This is a genomic window from Dolomitihabitans soli (assembly GCF_022213955.1).
GTDB classification, from domain to species: domain Bacteria; phylum Actinomycetota; class Actinomycetes; order Streptosporangiales; family Streptosporangiaceae; genus Streptosporangium_A; species Streptosporangium_A soli.
Genome location: NZ_JAKNTW010000003.1, coordinates 133,134 through 147,255 on the forward strand (window position 1 = coordinate 133,134; position 14,122 = coordinate 147,255).

17 protein-coding genes and 1 pseudogene are annotated in these 14,122 nt (G+C 68.5%); 8 read left to right on the forward strand and 10 right to left on the reverse strand.

Annotation, left to right across the window (positions count from 1 at the left end):
• Positions 1 to 41 precede the first annotated feature (41 nt).
• From pip to MBA17_RS08635, 5 genes and pseudogenes are all read right to left on the reverse strand, one after another.
• Positions 42 to 989, reverse strand: a complete 948-nt coding sequence (gene pip / locus MBA17_RS08615) for a prolyl aminopeptidase (protein ID WP_238495767.1) — start codon at positions 987 to 989, stop codon at positions 42 to 44.
• A gap of 86 nt (positions 990 to 1,075) precedes the next feature.
• On the reverse strand, positions 1,076 to 1,384 hold the full coding sequence (locus MBA17_RS08620) for a hypothetical protein (protein WP_238495768.1): 309 nt from the start codon (positions 1,382 to 1,384) through the stop codon (positions 1,076 to 1,078).
• On the reverse strand, positions 1,381 to 1,527 hold the full coding sequence (locus MBA17_RS08625; protein ID WP_238495769.1) for a hypothetical protein: 147 nt from the start codon (positions 1,525 to 1,527) through the stop codon (positions 1,381 to 1,383). Before MBA17_RS08625 ends, MBA17_RS08620 begins: the two co-directional genes overlap by 4 nt.
• 366 nt (positions 1,528 to 1,893) lie before the next feature.
• Positions 1,894 to 2,256: pseudogene (locus tag MBA17_RS08630) on the reverse strand (IS3 family transposase); the annotation flags it as partial.
• 4 nt (positions 2,257 to 2,260) lie between these two features.
• On the reverse strand, positions 2,261 to 2,875 hold the full coding sequence (locus tag MBA17_RS08635) for a TetR/AcrR family transcriptional regulator (RefSeq protein WP_238495770.1): 615 nt from the start codon (positions 2,873 to 2,875) through the stop codon (positions 2,261 to 2,263).
• 78 nt (positions 2,876 to 2,953) lie between these two features.
• Between MBA17_RS08635 and MBA17_RS08640 the strand changes: the two genes are divergently transcribed.
• Positions 2,954 to 3,979, forward strand: coding sequence for a saccharopine dehydrogenase family protein (locus MBA17_RS08640; RefSeq protein ID WP_238495771.1), 1,026 nt, complete (start codon positions 2,954 to 2,956; stop codon positions 3,977 to 3,979).
• 550 nt (positions 3,980 to 4,529) lie between these two features.
• Here MBA17_RS08640 and MBA17_RS08645 read toward each other — a convergent pair.
• Complete coding sequence (locus tag MBA17_RS08645; protein WP_238495772.1) at positions 4,530 to 5,066, reverse strand: hypothetical protein; 537 nt, start codon at positions 5,064 to 5,066, stop codon at positions 4,530 to 4,532.
• Between the two features lie 499 nt (positions 5,067 to 5,565).
• Between MBA17_RS08645 and MBA17_RS08650 the strand changes: the two genes are divergently transcribed.
• Positions 5,566 to 6,690, forward strand: coding sequence for a sensor histidine kinase (locus tag MBA17_RS08650; protein ID WP_238495773.1), 1,125 nt, complete (start codon positions 5,566 to 5,568; stop codon positions 6,688 to 6,690).
• The gene (locus tag MBA17_RS08655) at positions 6,687 to 7,334 is read left to right on the forward strand and encodes a response regulator (RefSeq protein ID WP_238495774.1); all 648 of its coding nucleotides are present in this window, start codon (positions 6,687 to 6,689) and stop codon (positions 7,332 to 7,334) included. The genes MBA17_RS08650 and MBA17_RS08655 overlap by 4 nt, the downstream gene beginning before the upstream one ends.
• Before the next feature lie 239 nt (positions 7,335 to 7,573).
• Here the strand turns inward: MBA17_RS08655 and MBA17_RS08660 are convergent, their stop codons facing one another.
• Complete coding sequence (locus MBA17_RS08660) at positions 7,574 to 8,044, reverse strand: MarR family winged helix-turn-helix transcriptional regulator (RefSeq protein ID WP_238495775.1); 471 nt, start codon at positions 8,042 to 8,044, stop codon at positions 7,574 to 7,576.
• A gap of 151 nt (positions 8,045 to 8,195) precedes the next feature.
• Between MBA17_RS08660 and MBA17_RS08665 the strand changes: the two genes are divergently transcribed.
• The 4 genes from MBA17_RS08665 (at position 8,196) to MBA17_RS08680 (ending at position 10,830) form a co-directional block, all read left to right on the forward strand.
• Entirely contained in the window at positions 8,196 to 8,816 is a 621-nt protein-coding gene (locus MBA17_RS08665; protein ID WP_238495776.1) for an NADPH-dependent F420 reductase, read from the forward strand.
• Positions 8,817 to 8,868: 52 nt separating this feature from the next.
• Positions 8,869 to 9,807: an SDR family oxidoreductase gene (locus MBA17_RS08670; RefSeq protein ID WP_238495777.1), complete on the forward strand. Its 939-nt coding sequence runs from the start codon at positions 8,869 to 8,871 to the stop codon at positions 9,805 to 9,807.
• Between the two features lie 54 nt (positions 9,808 to 9,861).
• Positions 9,862 to 10,533, forward strand: coding sequence for an NADPH-dependent F420 reductase (locus MBA17_RS08675; protein WP_238495778.1), 672 nt, complete (start codon positions 9,862 to 9,864; stop codon positions 10,531 to 10,533).
• Positions 10,534 to 10,647: 114 nt separating this feature from the next.
• A complete protein-coding gene (locus MBA17_RS08680; RefSeq protein ID WP_274385138.1) occupies positions 10,648 to 10,830 on the forward strand; it encodes a nitroreductase/quinone reductase family protein in 183 nt (60 codons plus the stop codon).
• Between the two features lie 247 nt (positions 10,831 to 11,077).
• Here the strand turns inward: MBA17_RS08680 and MBA17_RS08685 are convergent, their stop codons facing one another.
• The 3 genes from MBA17_RS08685 to MBA17_RS08695 all read right to left on the reverse strand — a co-directional run bounded on the left by MBA17_RS08685 (position 11,078) and on the right by MBA17_RS08695 (position 13,479).
• Positions 11,078 to 11,482, reverse strand: a complete 405-nt coding sequence (locus MBA17_RS08685) for a type II toxin-antitoxin system PemK/MazF family toxin (protein WP_238495779.1) — start codon at positions 11,480 to 11,482, stop codon at positions 11,078 to 11,080.
• 105 nt (positions 11,483 to 11,587) lie between these two features.
• A complete protein-coding gene (locus tag MBA17_RS08690; RefSeq protein WP_238495780.1) occupies positions 11,588 to 12,439 on the reverse strand; it encodes an SDR family NAD(P)-dependent oxidoreductase in 852 nt (283 codons plus the stop codon).
• Positions 12,440 to 12,735: 296 nt separating this feature from the next.
• A complete protein-coding gene (locus tag MBA17_RS08695; protein ID WP_238495781.1) occupies positions 12,736 to 13,479 on the reverse strand; it encodes an SDR family NAD(P)-dependent oxidoreductase in 744 nt (247 codons plus the stop codon).
• Between the two features lie 232 nt (positions 13,480 to 13,711).
• On the opposite strand from MBA17_RS08695, the gene MBA17_RS08700 reads away from it, so the two are divergent.
• Entirely contained in the window at positions 13,712 to 14,107 is a 396-nt protein-coding gene (locus MBA17_RS08700; protein ID WP_238495782.1) for a DoxX family protein, read from the forward strand.
• The last annotated feature ends 15 nt before the right edge of the window (positions 14,108 to 14,122 follow it).

The following is a 14,122-nucleotide window of genomic DNA, read 5'->3' on the forward strand; positions in this document are numbered from 1 at the left end:
AAGGTCCGGTTGATCGTCGGTCCGGCTCAGCGCGTCCTCGCTCAGCTCGCGAAGCCGTCCAGGGTGGCGAGGACCTCTTTGCGCATGGTGTGGCTGCCGGTGTGCCCGGAGTCGTCCACCACGACGAGTCGTGCGTCAGGCCAGGCCTGGGCCAGCTGCCAGGCGTTCTCCAGCGGTCCGCCCAGGTCGAAGCGGCCGTGGATGAGCACGCCGGGGATGCCGGCCAGCGTGTGCGCATTGCGCAGCAGGACGCCTTCCTCCAGCCAGGCGGCATTGGAGAAGTAGTGGCTGCAGATGCGGACGAAAGCGATCAGGGCGGCGGGCGGCCGGTCGCTGTAGGCGTTCGGCTTGCCGTTGACCTCCAGGGAGATCACCGTGTCCTCCCACGTCGTCCAGTCGTGAACGGCCTTGGCGCGCACAGCGGGGTCGGGGTCGGACACGAGCCGTGCGTAGGCCGCCAGCAGATCGCCGTCGCGTTCGGCCTCGGGGACGCCTTCGCGGAAGCGCTGCCACTGCTCGGGGAAGAAGCGGCCGACGCCGCGGTAGAGCCAGTCGATCTCGGAGCGGCGGGTCATGGTGACGCCGGTGATGACCATCTCCGACACCCGCGCGGGGTGGGCTTCGGCGTAGGCGAGCATGAGCGTGGATCCCCACGAGCCGCCGTAGAGCAGCCACCGGTCGACGCCGAGGTGCTCGCGCAGCCGTTCCATGTCGGCGACCAGGTGGTGGGTGGTGTTGGTGGTCAGATCGGTGGTCGGGTCTGCGGCGTGGGGCCGGCTCCGGCCGCAGTTGCGCTGGTCGAACAGGATGATGCGATAGCGCTCGGGGTCGAAGCCGCGGCGCTGGCCGGGCGTGCAGCCCGAGCCGGGGCCGCCGTGGACGACGAGCGCGGGCTTGCCTTCAGGGTTGCCGCAGACCTCCCAGTAGACGAGATGGTTGTCGCCGGTGTCGAGGTGCCCGTGGTCGTAGGGCTCGATCGGTGGATACACAGCACTGACACTAAGTCCGCATTCCCGCTGACAGATCGGCGGCCCAATCGGCCGCGGTCAGGCGGCGGGTCGTGGGTCCTGCGGGGTTATGTCGGTGGCGTGGTGCAGGCCGCTGGGCAGGGGGCCATGGTGATGGACGTGGCCTGCTGCTCACCGCCGCCCAGGGCGATGACCTGACCCGACCCGAGGCAGTAGCCACACAGCCCGGTCCCCGCGAGCGCCGGATGCCTCCAGGCGGGAGGCGGCTCCGGCGGCGGGCGGAGGCGCCGCTCAGCGGGTTCGTGTTCCCCGCCGACCCAGCCGAGCCCGCCGCAGAACCTGCAGGCGAGGAACAGTTCGCCCAGGCGGTCGCCCTTACGGCCGTCGCACTCAGGGCAGGTGATCGGGTCGGTCATACCCGTCCCGTCCCGTCGCATGTGGAGCAGTCGACCCACTTCTTGGCGGTCTGCTTGCTGTTCCCGTTGGTCTGCATCCACTCGCCGCCCGCGCCGAGGCACACGCCGCAGATCGGCTTCTCCGGGACCTCTTCGCTGCCCATGCAGACGACGCTACGCCGTAGAAGTGCGGCCGTCAGGAGGACAACCGCCGAGACCGACCCGCCGCCCATTCCTGGCGATGCCGGGACTGAGCCGACGCCCCAGCGCAGTTGTTGCGTGATGTAGTCACCGCAGCATCGGACGGCCGAAGGGCCGACCTTTGGAGGGGCAATACCAGACCCTCACCACAGCGCGCCGCTTGCCGCCTGGGGCGGGGGAGTGGGGGTCGATGGGAGGGGTGTGGTAACAACGGAGTTCGCCGGTCCATGTGGCTCCGAGGTTCGCTGCTTCGCACGTCGGGCCTGCGGCGGGCGTCGACCACAGCTTGGCGATGTTCAGGCACTCGCCCTTGCTCACCACTTATAAATCTACAATGTAAAGGCGCTGGCTAAGGATAACTTTCTATAACCAGGCCACACAAACATCAACAGGAGGACTATAGGCCAGGACGCGCCACCGGCGCGCTGCCGACGCTCATACTCGGCAGGGCTGAGCTGGCCGTTGGCGGAGTGACGGCGACGCCGGTTGTAGAACCCCTCGATGTAGCCGAACACCGCCCGTTCAGCCTCTGACCTGGTCCGGAAGGTCCGCCGGTCGATCAGCCCGCACTCCGGGGACGCAAAGAAGCTCTCGGTGATCGCGTTATCGAAGCATGTCCCGGTTCTGCCCGTCGACGGGCGCACGCCGGCCTGTTCGCAGCGCTGGCCGAAGGCGATCGAGGTGTACTGGGCGGATTCAACTGGTCGTCGCAACACCCGCGCCTGCCTGGGCTCCGGCGTCGATGCTGCCGACGGTCAGGTCGGTCAGCGCCGCGATGGCCTCGGCGACGGTGGCTCGCCCCCGGTTCAGCTCCGCGGCGATCGCCTCTGCCGCGCCCAGCGCGCCGACGCAGCGCAGCCGGAGGGCTTCCTGCGTGAGCCCGGAGTACGGCCGCAGGGCGGTGGCCATCAGGTCCGTGTAGCCGTCGAGCAGTTCGCGCTCGATCGCCTCCATCTCCTGGTTCCCCTTGAGCGCGGCCGAGATGGCGGTCCACTCCGGCATGTCGGTCGCGCACGCGAAGTAGGCGGCGCTCAGGACGCGGGCGATCTCGCGGGGGACGGCCGGGGCGTCACGCAGGGCCTCCTCAGAGGCGGCCCGGTGCCGCTCGTCGAGCCTCCGGTAGAGCGCGATCAGCAGGCCGGGGCGGGTGCCGAAGTGGTCGTAGACGATCGGCCTGCTCACTCCTGCGGCCTCCGCCAGGGTGAGCAGTGTGAGGCTGTCGGTGCCGTGGGCGCGCACGATCGCCATGGCGGTGTCGAGCAGTTGCTCCCGCCTGGCCGGCTTGGACAGGCGAGTCGATCCCGTGGTCATCGTCCTCCCTTGCGTTGCTTCCCATCTTAAGCTACAAAATGTAAGTTACAGAACGTAAGTTAGCGAGAGGACATCACCGTGGAGCACTCCGTACTGATCATGGGCGGATCCGGCCAGGCGGGCGCGGGGACCGCAGCCCTCCTGCGCCGGTGGTACCCGGAGCTGCCGCTGACGATCGCGGGCCGGGATCTCGGCCGCGCCCGGCGGGTCGCCGACGAGCTCGGCGGCGCGACAGCCGTAACCATCGATCTGCGGCGAGGCGACCTCGGCCTCCAGCGGACCGACGGCTACTCGGCGGTCGTGGCAACGGTGTGGGACAGCCACTTGAACGGACTGCGTTACGCACAGGACCACGGCCTGCCGTACGTCAGCATCTCCAGCGGCCTGGTCGACATCGGCCCCGAGGTTGTCGCCGCCGGCCTGCGAGCCGGCGCGGCGCCGATCCTGCTGGCCAGCCACTGGTACGCGGGGCTCGTCGTTCTCGCGGTGCAAGGCCTCGCCAGGGAGTTCGACCGGCTCGACACCATCGAGGTCAGCGGGGTGCTGGACGAACAGGACAGCGGCGGGCCCGCGGCCACGGCGGACATGGCACGCCTGCTGGCCGCCACCTCGGCGGGGCACGTCCGCCGCGACGGCGTCTTCAGGTGGGTCAGCGGCCCCGACGCACAGGTGGAGGTCACCAGCGTCGACGGCGCCGTACTGCCCGGCCAGATCGTCCCCATCCTCGACGTGCCGAGCCTGGCCGTCGCGACGGGCGCGCCCAACGTCCGCTTCGCGTTCGCGATCGGTGAATCGGCGGGCAGGCGGCGCGGCGGGCCCGCGTCCACGGAGGTCAAGATCGATCTCGAAGGCGTGGACCGCGCGGGCGCACCACTCAGGACGAGCCGCTACCTCCTCCACCCGGAGGGGCAGCGCCCCCTGACGGCGCTCGGCGTGGCCCTCGGTGTCGAGCGACTGCTCGGCCTGCGCGGCGACCCCGTGCCGCCCGGCCTCCACACCCCCGAGGCGTTGATCGACCCCGGCTACGCGGCCGAGCGGATGGCGGAGATCGGCGCCACCTTCATTGACTCCGCCGATCGAGAATCGCGGGCGGTGCACCCGTGAGACGACCTGGTTCATGATGGCGCTGTCAGGCACGGGTCGCCGAGCTTGCGGGTGCGGACGTCACTTGACGCGCGTACATCCAGCCCTGACGCCTCGGCCATCGTCCACGGCCCTGCACTTCCGAGTAGGCCCACGGCGAACTTCTGCGTCACACGCCCCGACGCAGGTCAACAGCCATCATCCCGCAGGGTGTCAAATCATGTGACAGTAACCCGGTTCATCGTTCCACTAGTACTGGGAGGCCTCAATGCGGCAGCCGATCATGGGGGTCCCGTCACCCGATAGCCCTGCCTGTTCCGCGCGATATCCCCTATCGGCATGATGACCAACTGCGGACACATGTCCTGCTGACGGGCTTTCGGGACATCTGCGCGTGCTGGCGTGGCGATCCGGCACTCATCGCCCGCTATCCCCATGCAGGCGAGGCACCGCCTTCGCTCGCGGCTCTGCGGGCGCTGCATGGTCGAGCCCGACATCGCTCACGCCGATCCGCGTAAGCAACGCTCGGCATCCGCCGCCATAAGCCGCAGGTTCCATCGAACAGAGACCTTCAGGCGTGGCGGCGGCGCCGATGGTAGGCGTAGGCGAGGGCGAGCATCGTCGGGCCCCATAGCGCGATCGGAGTGATGCAAACCATGGCCAGCGCGCGCCACCAGCCGTTCTCGTACGCCATGCTGCTGGAGACGCCGACCCAGGTGAGTACCATCCAGACCGATAGCGCGGTCAGCACCAGCCCACCGGCCACGGCAGGGACGACCGCCGCCATCGGCGGCACGCGTCGGCCGCCGATGATCGGGATCCAGCTTGGGGTCACCTCGCCCCACCGGCGCACCAGGCCGATGTTGAGCAGCGCCGCCAACTCGGTGAGCACACTGAGCCCGAAGACGTACGGGATGGTGATCCACAACGGCCACACGGGCGCGTCGTTGAGCTGGCCCATGTCGAAGTGAAAGGCGAACGGCAGTCTCCACAGGCACGAGGGCAGCAACAGCCAGGGAAGCGCGTAGGCAGCACGCAGCGCCCAGCGTGGGACGGGCTGTTCGGTGTCGCTGGTGGCAGGAGCCCTGTGCAGCAAGTTGATCGTCATTCTTCTACCTCCGGGACCGTCCAGATAACTGGATAACGGGGTTTTTCGATCTTGATGATTCATCGGGTCGTCGGAACCCGGCCGGCCGTCAAACGTAAAGGCGAAGGCTGGCCAGCAGCATCCCTCCTGTGTCCGCTTCTGCCAGCCCGTGCCCTGGCGAGATTGTTCTCAGCGCCAACGGCTGGTGCCGGCGGCGACCAGGACGCCCGCCGTACACGTCAGGGCGATCACCGGAGCCCTCGCATCCGTGCTCACGGGTCGCCGAACGGAAACCCACCGCCGCCCGCCCACCAGTGGTAGCCGAGCGCTCCGTAGACGGCGCATGACAGCAGCGCGCCGGACATCACCCGTCTCTTCGACACCCACCGCTCATCGCCGGGCCGTACCATCGTCGCCTCCTGGCCTCTGGAATCAGGACCCAGACTGCGCTCCCCCGGGGAGGAAGACATCTGCCGATCGGCCGATTCGCCGGCGCGGGCCGCTGCCCTAAGGTGTCGCCATGAGACTCCTTGCAGGTGGGCTGGTGGTGGCCGGCTCGCTCGCGCTCGCACTCCTCCTCCGGCCGCTCCCGAGCCTGCTCGTTGTCGTGCCCGCGATGATCACGGCCGCGGCCATGTCGCTTGTCTGGTGGCCGAGGGCACGCCCCCTCCTCGCGACGATCACGGCAGCCGTCGGTGTGACCGGCGCGACGTGCACGCTTGCCTGGCTGGCCGATCCCGGTATCTCCGGCGGTCCGTCGACCTACGTCCACACGGTTGCCGTGCTCACGCTCATCACGCTGACCGTGCGCTGGACCGCCGTGTGGCAGGCAGTCCCGGCGGTGGGGGTGGCCGCGATCTCCGAAGCACTGCTGGCATTGCAGATCACCCAGCCGCCGCCCTCGGGCCTCGACGCGGTCGCCCTCGCCCTCTTTTGGTCCGTCGGCACGGCAGGCGCGGTAGGCCTCGGCGCCTATCTCCGCACCCTTGACCGGCGCCGGGTCGACGCGGTCAGGCAGGCCCGCCGCACCCAGCGCCTGCAGCTGGCCCGCGACCTGCACGACTTCGTCGCCCACGACGTCAGCGCCATGGTCCTCCAGGCCCAGGCAGCGCAGATCCTGCTCGACCGCGATCCGTCCGAGGCCGCGGCGGCACTGCGTGCGATCGAGGAGGACGGCGCGCGGGCGCTCGCGTCGATGGACCGGACCGTGCGCATGCTGCGCGAGCTGGAGGGCGAGAGCGCCTCCGCCGAGCCGTTGCCCGGACTCGACGGCCTGCCCGATCTGGTACGGCGCTTCGCCGACGCGGGCTTCCCCGACACCGAGATGCGCGTCGAACCATCTGGCCTGGTGCCGCGCGAGGTCGCGACCACGATCTACCGCATCGTCGTCGAGGCGCTCACCAACGTCAGAAAGCACGCGCCGGCCGGGTCGAGCGTCGCCATCCAGGTGAGCGACGAGACGGGGGCGGTCGTCGTGACCGTGGCCGACCATGCGCGCGACCAGACCCTGCCGCGCCTGCCGTCCGCCGAACGGGCCGGTGTCGGCCTGGCCGGGCTGGCCGAGCGGGTGCAGGTGCTGGGCGGCGAGTTCACCTCCGGCCGCGCCGCCGGGGGCGGCTGGGTCGTGAAGGCGATGTTCCCATGACCATCCGAGTTCTGATCGCCGACGATCAGCCGTCCGTCCGGCGCAGCTTCCGCACGATCCTCGATGCCCAGTCGGACCTGGAGGTGGTGGGCGAGGCACCCGACGGCGTGGCCGCGCTCGACCTCGCCAGCGAGCTCCGGCCGGACGTGGTCGTCGCCGACATCCGCATGCCGCGCATGGACGGGCTCGAACTCACTCGACGCCTGGCCGGCCCCGAGACGGCGGCGCCGATGCGGGTGATCGTCGTGACCACCTACGACCTCGACGAGTACGTGCACGCCGCGCTCCGCGCCGGAGCCTGCGGCTTTCTGCTCAAACACGCGGGGCCGGTACTCCTCGTGGAGGGCATCAGAGCGGCAGCTGCAGGCGATGCCTTGATCAGCCCCTCGGTGACCGTACGCCTGCTGCGCCACCTCACCCCGTCACCCGCCCGCACCGGCGTGCCGGGCGAACAGTCGCTGAGCGACCGCGAGTTGGAGATCGTCAAGCTGGTCGCCGGAGGCAGGTCCAACCCCGAGATCGGCGCTGAGCTGTTCATCTCGGCCGGCACTGCCAAGACCCACGTGGCCAACGTTCAGCGCAAGCTCGGTGTGCGCAACCGCGTGGGCATCGCCGCCTGGGCCTGGGAACACGGCCACGCGTGAACCTTGGGCGAGCGCTTTCGGAAGCCGACGCCCTTCGACCACCTCGACGGCGGTCGTTGCGGCGGTCTGGACGCCGCGTACGTCGCGTGCGGCGATCGCGTCGCTGATCAAGCCAGGCGTTGAGCGGGTCGTAGCTGTGGGTCGTGCATCGCGAACAGCTGTGCCGGCGCCCGCGGGATTCTGTAGGCAGCGGTCTGACAGGCACGCAGTTCGTGAGCGATGAGGTCCGGGGTCGGGTATCAGTGCTTGTGTTCCAGCGCCGCCAGCCGTTCGCGTACTTTGTCGCCGATGGTGACGAGCATCGCCATCTCTGTCGCAGTGAGATGATCGATGAGCACGTCGCGGACGTCGGCCACGTGCTGCGGAGCCGCGACCTTGATCAGGTCGCTGCCCCGGGGAGTGATGGCGACTACCGCCCCCCGTTGGTCGGCGAGGCACCGCTCGCGGGACACCAGGCCGCGATTTTGCATCCGGCCCAGGTGCTGCGACAGGCGGCTCTTCTCCCAGCGCAACAGGCGGCCGAGTTCGAACGACCTCAGCCGGCCTTCGGGCGCCTCAGAAAGATGGGCCAGGACCTGGTAGTCAGCGACGGACAGCCCGCACCGGTTGCGCAGTTGCCGCTCGATGAACTCCGACAGCCCGTCCTGCATCTTTATCAGGCTGCGCCAGGCCTGCTGTTCTCGCTCGTCCAACCACCGCGGCTCGGTCATGCACGTCACTTTACCGTCTGGTTGACATGGTAACCAAGTGCGACGTACATTCTGGTTCACACGTTAACCAATGGGGGGCGTCGATGACACAGCCGTTGACAACGACGGGTGGGCATGGCGTCCTATCCAGCTCCAGAAAGCAGGCACACCAATGAGCAGCATCAGCATTATCGGCCTGGGGAACATGGCCGGCGCCCTGGCCGGCCGGGCGCTCGCCGGCGGCAACGCCGTCGAGATCATCGGCCGCGACCCGGTCAAGGCCAAGGAAGTGGCCGCCGCGCTCGGCGGCGCCACTGTCGGGACGGCCGGCGCCGCCCCGGCCGGGGACATCGTTATCCTCGCCGTGCCGTACGCCAGCGCGGCGGCGGTGGTTAGCGAGTACGGGGACGCACTGCACGGCAAGGTCATCATCGACATCACCAACCCCGTCTCTCCCGATTCCCAGGGCCTTGTCACCCCCGACGGCAGTTCCGGCGCGCAGGAGATCGCCAAGGTCGCTCCCGCCGGCGCGCACGTCGTGAAGGCGTTCAACACCGTCTTCGGTCACATGCTGGCGCAGGGCAACCCGCTGGACGTGCTCATCGCCGGCGACGACGCCGAGGCCAAGGCGACCGTGTCGGCATTCATCAAGAGCCTCGGGCTGCGGCCGATGGACACCGGCCCCCTGGGAATGGCGCGCTGGCTGGAGGGAACGGGCCTGGTGATGATAGGCCTGGGCCGCTATGGCGCGGGAAGCTTCAACTTCACCCTCGGCGTCAACACTTCTGCCTGAGCGCGCCCGCACCACCACTTCTCGCGCCACATCAATCACAAGGACCAGTAGCATGCGCGTTTTCGTCACTGGCGGGACCGGCCATTCCGGTTCGTACATCGTCCCCGAGCTCATCGCCGCCGGGCACGAGGTCACCGGCCTAGCCCGATCGGACACGGCCGCGGCGGCGCTGTCCGCGCTCGGCGCGAAGGTGCGCCGCGGCGACCTCCAGGATCTCGACGGGCTCAAGGAGGCGGCCGCGGACTCCGACGGCGTCATCCACGTCGCGCACAGGCAAGACCTGCTTCCGTCCGGCGGGATCGACGCCGTGGCCGCCGCGGAGCTCTCGGTCATGCTCGCGTACGGCGAGGCACTGGCGGGAACCGGAAAGCCGCTGGTCGCAGCGGGGAGCATTGGCTCGCCCGGGCAGCACCTGGGCCGGCCGGCCGCCGAGGAGGACCCGGCCCTTCCCGGCGGCGATGAGTACAAGGGCACCCTGCGGGTTCGTAACGTCGTGGAAACCGCCGTAGTCGGCCTTGCTGAGCGGGGAGTGCGGTCTTCGGTCGTGCGGATTGCCAACATCGCGCACAGCACGACTGACCGTACCGGCTTCCTTCCCACGCTGATCGCGCTCGCGAAGGAGAAGGGCTTCGTCGGCTACCCCGGAGACGGCGCGAACCTGTGGAACGCCGTGCACACCCGCGATGTCGCCCCCTTGTTCCGCTTGGCGCTGGAGAAGGGGCCGGCTGGCAAATACTGGCACGCGGTTGGGGACGGGGCCATCCCGTTCCGCGAGATCGCCGAGGCCATTGGCAGCCGTCTGGGCCTGCCCGCCGTGAGCATTCCCGCGGACGTACTGATGGTGCCGGGATACTTTGGGTTCCTCGCGAACATAGTCACGCAGAACTACCCGGCGTCCAACCTCATCACCCGCCGGACCCTCGGCTGGGAACCCGCTCAGCCCAGCCTGCTCGCCGACTTGGACAACGGCCATTACTTCTCCGCCAGCTGACGGCAGGGACCCGAATCGCAATGGATACGGCTCTTCTGGAGGGACGCTGAGAATATGACGACTGTGGGATTCATCGGAAGCGGACACATCGGCAGTACCATCGCGCGGCTCGCCATCGAGGCCGGGCACCAGGTCGTGCTCAGCAACTCGCGCGGTCCCGAAACGCTCGCGGACACGGCCGCGGAACTGGGGCCGCGGGCGTCCGCGGCGACGAGCGTGGAGGCCGCGGCGGCCGGTGACATCGTCGTGGTCACGGTGCCGGTCAAGGCGTTCCCCAACTTGCCCGCCGTGCCACTGGCCGGGAAGACGGTCATCGACACGTGCAACTACGGCCCCGAGCGTGACGGGCACATCCCCGAGCTCGACAGCGAGTCGCTCACCTCGAGCGAGCTGCTGCTGGGGTACATCCCGGACGCCATGGTCGTGAAAGCGTTCAACAACATCTTCTTCAAGCACCTTCTGTCACTCGCCCGCCCGGCGGCGGGGGCGGCCGACCGCTCGTACTTGCCGATCGCCGGGGACTCCGCGCCGGCGAAGGCGGCGGTGACCGAATTCATCGAATCCATCGGGTACAGCGTGGTGGACGCGGGACCACTGGCCGATAGCTGGCGGCAGGCGACGGGCACGCCGGTGTGGGGGACCCCGTACGGGCCGTTCTCGAACGAGAAGGGCCAGCCGGTCGGCGAGGACGCCATCCGCGCGGCACTGGCCACCGCAACGCGGTAACCGCAAGTTGGCGCGGGCCGCGATATGGCCCGGCCGTGTTATGGCCCGTCCGGTAGGCGTCGGGCGGGGCCATAACGCAGAACTCGTTGCCGTCCGGATCCGTCAGGATGCGCCATGTCCAGCAGTCGAACCGGCACGACCGACGGCGTCACGATCAGTGGCCTGCCCACCGTGTTGATGACCGACCGGGGCGCAAAGACCGGCAAAACACCGGTCATGCGTGTCGAGCACGAGGGGCGCTACGCGGCCGTCGCGTCCATGGGCGGCGCGCCGACGAACCCGCAGTCGCGTCGGTGAAGATCCAGGTGCGGGCCTCGACGGTGACGTCGGCGAAGCCAGCGTCGAGGTGAAGGTTGCGATAGCGGCGGGCGACGCGCAGGCGGCGCGAGCGTGCACGATGGTGCGGGTGAGCGTGGCGTCGTCGATGACGAAGGTGTCCCAGTCCTGCCCGATCAGCACGATGCGCCCGCCGGGGGCGAGTCTGCGCTGTGCCTCGCCGGCCACGCGGGTGGGGTTCGTCCAGGACGTGGTTCACCTTCTCCGCCTACCTGAGTCGACCGAGACGGAGGGCGTCCCAGATCTCGCTGAGTTTCGCGGTCGTCGCTGGGGTCCACTCCTTCGCCTGCTCCCCAAGACGGAGGGCATCCTCAATCTCGCTGAGTTTCGCGGAGGGCAAGACGCCCGCTTGCTCGATCAGGTCGTCCCGGGACACCGTGGTCAGCCACGTGCAAGGAGTAATGCCTGGACGAGGGAACGCTATCCGCAGCACGCCTTCAAAGGGCAGTCCTTCCACGGCTCCTACTACCACTTCGACGCCCAGACCGCTGATGTCGACGCCTGCCGGAGCGACGACCTGCATCGCCCGGATCCCGGACGCGTCGTCTCCCGACAGCAGGACGACCGGCCGTCGCTCGTCGAACGCGACCCACCAGACTTCGCCACGTTGCACATGTCCTCCTGACACAGGGCGGCAGATCCGGACGGCGGTCAGGTCGTACCTCTTCGGCGACACCGCCGCGGCGTCGGCGATGCGGGTGCCCTGTTCGGCCGGTTCCTACGAGTTTAGGGAGGACGTGTTGGCAATGGCAGCCATTCGGTCGTCGCTGGTCGTTTGTTGCTCGGCATCGCCCCCGAGCTCGATGCCGCCGGCCAGCCAGCCGCCATCGATGGTGAACACGCTGCCCGTGATGAACGACGCGCTCTCACCGGCCAGGAACGCGACCAGGTTGGCGACCTCCTCGCTGCGCCCCGGTCGGCCCAGCGGAAATCGGCTGGCGACGTCGAGCTCTTCGCCCATTTTCCGGGTGAGATCGTTGCTGGCGATGTATCCCGGGCAGATGGCGTTGACCCGGATACCGACCGGCCCCAGTTCCAGGGCAGCCGACTTGACCAATCCGAGCACACCGTGCTTCGACGCCGCGTACGCCGCTGACATCCGAGCACCGGTGAGCCCGGCAGCCGACGAGGTGACCACGACCGAGCCACCACTCGCGTCGCGCATCGCCCGGCCCGCTGCCTGCAAACCGAGCAGCACACCACGCAGGTTCACCGCGATGGTGCGGTCCCACTCCTCCAGCGGGTAGTCCAGCACACCGGCCCAGTGCCCCGTCGCGGCGTTGAGGTGCGCGATGTGCACGGCACCGTAACGGGCGACCGTCTCGCGCACCATCGCATCGTTGTCCTCAGGCGATGCCACGTCAACCCGCATCCCGAACGCCTCGCCACCAGCAGCCGCGATCTCCCCGGCCGTCCGCTCGACATTCTCGATCGTACGTCCGGCGCAGCACACCCGCGCCCCCAGAACCGCCAGCGTCGCCGCGGTTGCCGCGCCGATACCGGACCCCGCTCCGGTCACGACCGCAACCTTCCCGGCCAACGAACCCATTCCTTGCTCCGTCATAGTCATCAATTGCTTCCTTTCCTGATCCGAGATCGAGTCCTCGGGTCGAACACGACGTCAGCGACGTCGGAGGTCTCCAACACGGGCGACATCACCCCAAGATCACCAACCATGTTGGCACTGACGGCGTCGCACGCCTGTGCCGTGGTCTCGTCCTGGGGTGGCCGGTCAGCAGGACCACAATGCCGTCGTCGTCTTGGGCGAACCCGGCCGGCCTCGTGGGGCTCGATGGCTTCGAGAGGTGTCGCCTCGGGCCTTTGCGGTGTTGCCGGTCAATGGACCGGCGGTGGGTTGCGCGTCGGTCACCAGGCGACGGGGCCGAGGCGATCGATGAAGATGCCGGTCGGTCCGTCGGCGTCGCTCAGCGCGAGTTCGACGATCGGATCGGTGCCCTCGGTGACCGTCAGCTGGCCGGTGTGGTTGTTCATGTCGGTGGCGGTGAATTTGTGGTTGGCGACTTCTCCGGGAGTGATGCAGTTGAACTTGACCTGCGGGATCGCCTGGGCGTACCGGATGGTGATCATGTTCAGCGCCGCTTTGGACGAGGTGTAGGCGAGCTCGTGCATTTTCGAGACGGCCTGCTGTGGATCGGTCACGACCGCGAAGGAACCGCCGGCGCTGGACACCATCACCACTCGCGGATTGTCCGCCGCCTGCAGCAGGGGAAGGAACGCGTGCGTGACCCTGACCGGTCCGTACACGTTGGTGTCGTAGACGGAGTGAATTTCGTCAACCGTCGTGTCAACGGGCGCGATGAACTTTCCCGGCGCACCGGCGTTGTTGACCAACACATCCAGCCGATCGGTGTGCTCCCGGACGAGCCGGACGGCGTCGGTCACGGACTCGTCCGAGGTCACGTCCAGCGGGACCATGACCACGTTCGCGCCGCCGTCGCTCAGCTTGTCGGCAGCCGCTCGTCCTCGCCCTTCGTCGCGCGAGCCGAGAAAGATCGTCCAGCCGAGTTCGCCGAGCCGCCGGGCCGTTTCGAAGCCGAGTCCCTTGTTGCCGCCGGTGATCAGCACCGAGGTCTGTTCCGAGTTCGTCATGCCCTCTAAGACGAGATGCCCCGATCGGCTGTGACACGGTGTGAGCGGCCTCACAATCGCGTGTCCATCGGTCAGCCCAGTTACCAGATCAGGATCGCTGCGGTGGACACGACATGCGGCCCCGCCGGGGATCCCGCTGAAGCCAGGACGCGGGAGGATTCGGAGATGTCACTGGCGGGGTCGCTGTCTCGTCTAGGGGGTGCAGGCAATCCTCGATCAAGGAGTAGATGCGATGAACCTCGCGTTGTGGATCGCTGCCGGGTTCGTGGCTGTTCTAGCGCTGGGCAGCGGCATCCAAAAGACGTTCGTGCCCAAGGACAGGCTGGCTGCGTTCCATCAGAGGGCGTTTGCCTATGGATGGACCGCAGAGGCCAGTGTCGGCTTTCTCAAGACCTTGGGCGTCCTTGAGCTCCTGGCCGGGGTGGGCTTGATCCTGCCCGCCGTGCTCGGCATCGCGCCGGTTCTGGTGCCGGTGACTGCCGTCTGCTGGATCCTGCTGATGGTCGGCGCCATGATCACTCACGCTCGACGCGGCGAATCCGTGTTCGTGCTGGTGAACGTGATCTACCTCGCGGTTGCGGCGTTCATCGCGTGGGGCCGCTTCGTCCTCGAGCCCTTCACCGGCTGACGGGCGGCGACACAC

What these genes read in the sequence shown, in the direction of transcription:
- MBA17_RS08680 (WP_274385138.1), top strand. Translation starts at nt 10,648, where the DNA reads ATGTCCAGCAGTCGAACCGGCACGACCGACGGCGTCACGATCAGTGGC.
- MBA17_RS08665 (WP_238495776.1), top strand. Translation starts at nt 8,196, where the DNA reads ATGAGCAGCATCAGCATTATCGGCCTGGGGAACATGGCCGGCGCCCTG.
- MBA17_RS08650 (WP_238495773.1), top strand. Translation starts at nt 5,566, where the DNA reads ATGAGACTCCTTGCAGGTGGGCTGGTGGTGGCCGGCTCGCTCGCGCTC.
- MBA17_RS08700 (WP_238495782.1), top strand. Translation starts at nt 13,712, where the DNA reads ATGAACCTCGCGTTGTGGATCGCTGCCGGGTTCGTGGCTGTTCTAGCG.
- MBA17_RS08690 (WP_238495780.1), bottom strand. Translation starts at nt 12,439, where the DNA reads ATGACTATGACGGAGCAAGGAATGGGTTCGTTGGCCGGGAAGGTTGCG.
- MBA17_RS08675 (WP_238495778.1), top strand. Translation starts at nt 9,862, where the DNA reads ATGACGACTGTGGGATTCATCGGAAGCGGACACATCGGCAGTACCATC.
- MBA17_RS08695 (WP_238495781.1), bottom strand. Translation starts at nt 13,479, where the DNA reads ATGACGAACTCGGAACAGACCTCGGTGCTGATCACCGGCGGCAACAAG.
- MBA17_RS08635 (WP_238495770.1), bottom strand. Translation starts at nt 2,875, where the DNA reads ATGACCACGGGATCGACTCGCCTGTCCAAGCCGGCCAGGCGGGAGCAA.
- MBA17_RS08625 (WP_238495769.1), bottom strand. Translation starts at nt 1,527, where the DNA reads ATGGGCAGCGAAGAGGTCCCGGAGAAGCCGATCTGCGGCGTGTGCCTC.
- MBA17_RS08620 (WP_238495768.1), bottom strand. Translation starts at nt 1,384, where the DNA reads ATGACCGACCCGATCACCTGCCCTGAGTGCGACGGCCGTAAGGGCGAC.
- MBA17_RS08670 (WP_238495777.1), top strand. Translation starts at nt 8,869, where the DNA reads ATGCGCGTTTTCGTCACTGGCGGGACCGGCCATTCCGGTTCGTACATC.
- MBA17_RS08645 (WP_238495772.1), bottom strand. Translation starts at nt 5,066, where the DNA reads ATGACGATCAACTTGCTGCACAGGGCTCCTGCCACCAGCGACACCGAA.
- MBA17_RS08655 (WP_238495774.1), top strand. Translation starts at nt 6,687, where the DNA reads ATGACCATCCGAGTTCTGATCGCCGACGATCAGCCGTCCGTCCGGCGC.
- MBA17_RS08660 (WP_238495775.1), bottom strand. Translation starts at nt 8,044, where the DNA reads ATGACCGAGCCGCGGTGGTTGGACGAGCGAGAACAGCAGGCCTGGCGC.